The sequence below is a fragment of the Protofrankia sp. CiP1_Cm_nod1 genome, from assembly GCF_920888515.1.
Taxonomy (GTDB): Bacteria; Actinomycetota; Actinomycetes; order Frankiales; family Frankiaceae; genus Protofrankia.
This window is the reverse complement of record NZ_CAKKTM010000085.1, coordinates 1-5,615: the sequence shown is the minus strand read 5'-3', so window position 1 is coordinate 5,615 and position 5,615 is coordinate 1. Positions and strand designations below refer to the sequence as shown.

General features: G+C 70.2%; 5 protein-coding genes. 1 reads left to right on the top strand and 4 read right to left on the bottom strand.

The annotated features are described in order from the left end of the window. Nucleotides 1-2,921, bottom strand: a 2,921-nt coding sequence (locus NBX02_RS04480) for a UPF0182 family protein (RefSeq protein ID WP_250290115.1), incomplete at its 3' end; no start/stop codon positions are given. 96 nt (nucleotides 2,922-3,017) lie between these two features. On the opposite strand from NBX02_RS04480, the gene NBX02_RS04475 reads away from it, so the two are divergent. Beyond that, nucleotides 3,018-3,524 carry a PPA1309 family protein gene (locus NBX02_RS04475; protein WP_250287011.1) on the top strand — a complete coding sequence of 169 codons (507 nt, stop codon included), beginning with the start codon at nucleotides 3,018-3,020 and terminating at the stop codon, nucleotides 3,522-3,524. Between the two features lie 148 nt (nucleotides 3,525-3,672). On the opposite strand, the gene NBX02_RS04470 is transcribed toward NBX02_RS04475, so the two are convergent. The 3 genes from NBX02_RS04470 to NBX02_RS04460 all read right to left on the bottom strand — a co-directional run. Continuing rightward, nucleotides 3,673-4,713, bottom strand: coding sequence for a S16 family serine protease (locus NBX02_RS04470; RefSeq protein ID WP_250287013.1), 1,041 nt, complete (start codon nucleotides 4,711-4,713; stop codon nucleotides 3,673-3,675). A 121-nt stretch (nucleotides 4,714-4,834) separates the two neighbouring features. Then, nucleotides 4,835-5,071, bottom strand: a complete 237-nt coding sequence (locus NBX02_RS04465; RefSeq protein WP_250287018.1) for a hypothetical protein — start codon at nucleotides 5,069-5,071, stop codon at nucleotides 4,835-4,837. Nucleotides 5,072-5,126: 55 nt separating this feature from the next. Then, the coding region (locus tag NBX02_RS04460; RefSeq protein ID WP_250290113.1) for a molybdopterin synthase catalytic subunit at nucleotides 5,127-5,615 on the bottom strand (489 nt) is incomplete at its 5' end.

The following is a 5,615-nucleotide window of genomic DNA, read 5'->3' as shown; positions in this document are numbered from 1 at the left end:
GGGCTCGCTGGCGGCGGCGAAGGCGCGGGGCTCGCTGGCGGCGGTGGCGCCGCGGTCAGCCGCCCCAGCCGGTCCAGGGCGTCCGAGAGGTCCTTCTGCGCGTTGCCGTAGGCGGTGAAGTCGGGCGGGCTCTTGCGCAGCGCGTCCTGCCCGGCGGTGAAGGCGCGGTCGGCGTCGGCGATCGCCTGCCGGATCTGCGGGTCGTTCGTGCCGCCCGGCGGGGGGCTCTCCGGTCCCGTACCGCCGGTGCCGCCCGTACCGCCAGCACCGCCCGTGCCGCCCGTGCCGCCGCCGGGCGTACCGCCGACGCTCGTGCCGAAGACCTGGCTCAACGCCTCGCCCAGGGTCGGCGCGAAACCGATGTTCTCGCCGTAGACGGCCGCCACCCGTTGCAGGGTCGGGTACACGGCGTTCTCCCGCGCCTGGACGTAGTACGGCTCGACGTAGAGCAGCCCGCCCGCCACCGGCAGGGTCAGCAGGTTCCCCTGGATGGTCCGGGAGCCCTGGCCGCGCAGCAGGTTGAGCTCCTGGGAGATCTTCGCGTTGGACTCGATGAGGTTCTGCACCTGGACCGGCCCGTTGATCGTGACGCCCTTGGGCAGCTGCAGGACCTGGAACTCGCCGTAGCTGCCGGGATCGCTCGACACCGCCATGTAGGCGGCGAGTTTCGACGACGCCCGCGCCAGCAGCGGGGAGGTCAGGTTGAAGGTGGGCTGCGACTGCCCGACCAGCTGGCTGTAGACGTAGAACGGCGGCTGTGTCTGGTTCTGGTCGTCCGGGGCCGGTGAGACCGCCCAGAAGTCCTCCTGTGAGTAGAACTCACGCGGATCGGTCACGTGGTAGGAGGCGAGGAGGTCCCGCTGCACCTTGAAGAGGTCCTCCGGGTAACGGAGATGGCTCAGCAGGGACGCGGGAATGTCGCTCTTCGGCTTCACGCTGCCCGGGAACGCCTTCATCCAGGTCTTCAGGACGGGATCCGCCTCGTCCCAGGCGTAGAGCGCGACGGTCCCGTTGTAGGCGTCGACGGTGACCTTCACGGAGTTCCGGATGTAGTTGACCTCGTTCGCGGCCTGGTTGGCCCGGTTGGCCACCCGGGTGGTCACCGCGTCCGCGGTCACCGAGCCGAGGGTGCGGCGCTGGGCGTAGGGGTATCCGTCGGTGGTCGTGTAGCCGTCGAGAATCCACGTCACCCGGCCGTCGATGACCGCGGGGTAGGGGTCGCCGTCCAGGGTCAGCCAGGGCGCGACCTTGCTCACCCGGTCCCGCGGGTTACGCACGTAGAGGATCCGGGAACTGTCGGTGATGTCGCTCGACAGCAGGATGTTCTTCTCCTGGAAGCGCAACGCGAACAGGGCCCGCCGGAACGTCGAGCCGACCGAGACGCCGCCGCTCCCGTTGTAGCTGGTCGTCGCCTGGCTGCCGGCGGCGTCGCCCGGCCCGTCGATCTCGGCCTGCCGGGTGCCGACGATCGAGTAGTCCGGGGACAGCTCGCCGAAGTAGACCCGGCTCTCCCGTACGTTCAGCGGGCCGGTCGGCGGCAGGTTCTGCTCGGTGAAGACCGGGCGTCCGGAGCTGTCGACGATGTTCGCCGGCGCCGCGACGAACCCCTTGCCGTGGGTGTACGTCAGATGCAGGTTGATCCAGTTCCGCTGCTGCGGCGCGAGACCGCCCTGGTCGAGCTCGCGGACGGAGACCACGTAGTCCTGGGTGCCGTCGCGCCCGTCGGCGCCGGCGATGGTGTAACGGTCGATGTCGAGCGAGGCCGGGAAGCCGTAGTAGCCACGGATCTGCTGGAGCTGGTCGTAGGTCGCGGAGAGCACGTTCGGGTCCAGCAGGCGCGCGTTGGACAGCGTCGCCGAGTCCGCGCCGAGCTTGGCCGTGTCGGGTGTGGTGGACGCGTCGTAGGGCTGCGGTCTTATCTGGTCGATCCCGTACGCGGCGCGGGTGGCCGCGATGTTCCGCGAGATGTAGGGCGCCTCCCGGGAGGCCTCGTTCGGCCGGACCTGGAACTGCTGGACGATCGCCGGGTAGATGCCTCCCACCACCAGGGCGGACAGCACCAGTATCCCGGCGGACAGCAGGGGCAGCGTCCATCCCCGCTGGAAGATGTTGTAGATGAACAGCACCGCGCACAGCAATGAGATGAACAACAGGATGAGCTTCGCGGGAAGTACCGCGTGCGTGTCGGTGTAGGAGGCCCCGCGCACCGCCCCGCGCGAGGAGAAGACCAGCCCGAAGCGGTCGAGGTAGTAGGCCCACGCCTTCAGCAGGGCCAGCAGGCCCAGCAGGACGGATATGTGCACCTTCGCCGCCGGCACCACCCGCTCGCTCTGCGTCTGCAGCCGGATACCGCCGAACAGGTAGTGCGTCACCAGCGTCACCAGCAACGACAGCACCACGATGGTCAGCAGGAAGCCGAGCAGGAAACGCTGGAACGGGTAGGTGAAGGCGTAGTAGCTGATGTCGCGGTGGAACTGGGCGTCCCGCTGCCCGAAGGACTCCCCGTTGCGCCACAACAGCCAGGTCCGCCACCGGCCGGACGCCGAGACACCCGCTACTATGCCGAACAGGATCGACACGCCGAACAGGATCAGCACCGCGTACGGTTCGATGCCGGCCCGGTAGCGCTCGAGATTCTGCTGTTCGAGGGAGAGCGGGCGCACCGAGGGCCGCAGCCGGTACGCGAGCAGCAGGTTGGCACCCACCGCGACGGCCATCAGCGCACCGAAGACGACGAACAGCAGTATCCGTGTCGACAGGACGGTGTTGAAGACCTTGCCGAAGCCGACCGACCGGAAGAAGAGCAGGTCGGTGTAGACCCGGGTGAAGACGCCGAGTAGAACGACCAGAACGATGAGCACGACCAGAGTGGGGATGAGGATGCGGGTACGCGCCACCAGTGGCCTGCGGGCTGCTGCCACTCGCTTCTCCTTGTGTCGGGGGCACACGACCAGGTTGTCCACCTGGAAGGCAACCTACGCCAGTGCCCGACTGGCACCATCGGAGAGGATGGGCTAGTGAGCAGCCCCGACATCAGTGAGTTGACATCCGTTGTGCTGGAGGTCGAGCGGCACGTGGCCGATCTGGGCTGGGACCAGCCCAGTCAGGTGTACGCGCTGGCGGACACGTCCGAGCTCGTCGCCCGCGAGCCGGCCCTGGCCGCGCACATCGGCCAGATCGTCCCCGGCTCGCTCACCCCGGTCGAGCAGGAGCCCCTGCCCCCCGGGCGCCTGGACGAGGTGCTGGCCGGCATCGGCTGGCCGCAGGAGGTCCTTGGCTGTGTCCTGGTCACCGAGCTCGTCGTGCTGCCCCCGAGCGCCGAGCAGGAAGCCCCCTACGAGGAGGCGGACATCGAGATCTGGGCGGCCAGCCATCCCGAGCGCCAGGACGTGCGGCTCGCGGTCGGGGTGACCCGCGACGGGCAGCACGCGTCCTGCCTGCGGGTACGCGGGGACGAGGAGCTGGTGGTCGACCCGGACCTCGCCGACGGCCTCGTGGACGGCCTGCTCGCGACCTTCCACTGACCGGCGCCTTTCCCTGACCGGAGGATCGTTTCCCGGCCGGGACAGGCCCACCGGCCGGTGTGTCCGTCAGGTGGCCGGCTTGCCGGCAGCCGTCACCCGCCGGGATGGCCGTGTCAACGGGTGAGGCTTCTCGGGCGGGCGCGGGCGCTCAGCAGCTGGGGACGTTCGCCTGGGGATTGTCGGCGAGGGCGTGCAGGTCGCCGATGGCGTCCTGCAACGTCTCGACCCGGATGAGCCGCAGGCCGCCCGGGGCGGACTCCCGGGCGTCCGCGCAGTTCCCGGCCGGGACGAGGAAGGCGACCGCGCCGGAGCGGCGGGCGCCGAGGAGCTTCTGCTGGATGCCGCCGATCGGCCCGACCGTGCCGGCGGCGTCGATGGTGCCGGTGCCCGCGATCGTCCGGCCGCCGGTGAGCTGTTCGGGCCCGAGAAGGTCGACTATGCCGAGAGCGAACATCAGCCCGGCGCTCGGTCCGCCCACGTCCTTGAGCCTGATCGTCACCGTGAACGGGTAGCTGCGCTTCTCGGTGGTGATGATCCCGATGACCGGCCGGGACGGGTCGTCCGGCGCGGGCACCGTCATGATGTCGGCCTGCGCGGGCGCGCCACCGTCCCGGACGTAGGAGATGGCCACCGCCTGCCCGGGGCGGACCCGCGCTATCTCGTCCCGCAGCTGCCCCTGCGTGGTGATGGCGGCGCCGTTCACGGACACGATCACATCGCCCGGCAGCAGCCTGCCCTCGGCGGGCGAGCGCGCACCGAGCTGGTAGACGACCACGGACGTCCCGGTCGCGGCGACACCGAGCTCGCGGAGAGCCGCGGCGGTCGCCTGGTCCTGCGAGTCGATCATCGCCGCGGTGTTCTCCTGGCGGATCTGCTCCTCGCTGGTACCCGGCGGCTGGACCAGCTCCCGGGGCACCACGGCCTGGTCGCTGCTGAGCCAGCCGCGGACCGCGCCGAGGACGTTGAGCCGGGGAATCTCCTCGACCGTCGTCAGCTCGAGCCGCCCCGAGGTCGGGTAGGTCTGCCGGCCCTCTATTTCGATCAACGGCTTGCCGTCGGTACGCCCGAGCGTGTCGGTGACCGGCCCGGGCGAGAGCAGCACGAACGGCACCGGCAGCCACAGCCCGACGACCACGAGCAGTAACGACAACGTGGACGCAACAACGAGTGTCTGGATACGCCGCGTCATGTTCGCAGTCTAGCGAGCTGACAAAAAAGTGATCACAAAAAAGTGGCATAACTGTGGCGCAACCGCTCGTGTGGCCCGCAACGGCCGGGCCCACACGGGCGGATCCGCCACGGGGCGGCGGCTACGGCGCGTCCGGCGACCGCGGGTCCGGCGGGCGGCCGCCGGCCCGGGACGCCCAGCTCCGGTCACGACTGGACGGATCATGGGACGAGTGCAGCGGCCGCGCCAGAGCGGCCATGCTGCGCCGGTAGCCCTCAACGGTGATCAGTGCTTCGGGCCGGCGTTCCGGGCGCGAGCGCAGGGCGAACCAGACAAGGGTGACCAGAACGGCGACAGGCGGGATGAGCAGGAACCACATGGCGGCCTCGGCGTCGAGACGGGGGAAGGGAGGCGACCTTCATGGTAAGCCACGCTCAGCAGGCTCCCACCCACTCCGACGAACCGTCCGCGAAGACCTGCCGCTTCCAGATCGGCACCTGGGCCTTGACCTCGTCAATCAGGCGACGACAGGCCGCGAACGCCTCGTCGCGGTGCGCGGCCCCCACCGCGACGACAACGGCGATGTCACCGATACCGAGTAGTCCCGTACGATGAGTGACGGCAACGGTGAGCACCGGGTACATGGCAGCCACATCGTCCGCCACGCGTGTGATCTCGGCGCCGGCACGCGGGTGGGCAGTGTACTCCAGTTCGGTGACCGCGCGCCCGTGGTCGTGATCACGTACCGTGCCCACGAAGAGCGCGACCGCCCCCACCCCGGGCTCGCGGACGGCCCGCAGGCACTCGTCGACCGACAGTTCCTCCGCCCGGACCGACGCGAGGACGACCCGTGGCGCACCCGGCCGACCGGCCGCGTCGCGGGCGGCGCGCCGCGGGCCGGGGCCAGCAGCCGGGCCGGGGCC

Excerpts from the sequence above, each read along its gene's own strand:
- NBX02_RS04470 (WP_250287013.1), bottom strand. The coding sequence starts at position 4,713 with ATGACGCGGCGTATCCAGACACTCGTTGTTGCGTCCACGTTGTCGTTA.
- NBX02_RS04465 (WP_250287018.1), bottom strand. The coding sequence starts at position 5,071 with ATGTGGTTCCTGCTCATCCCGCCTGTCGCCGTTCTGGTCACCCTTGTC.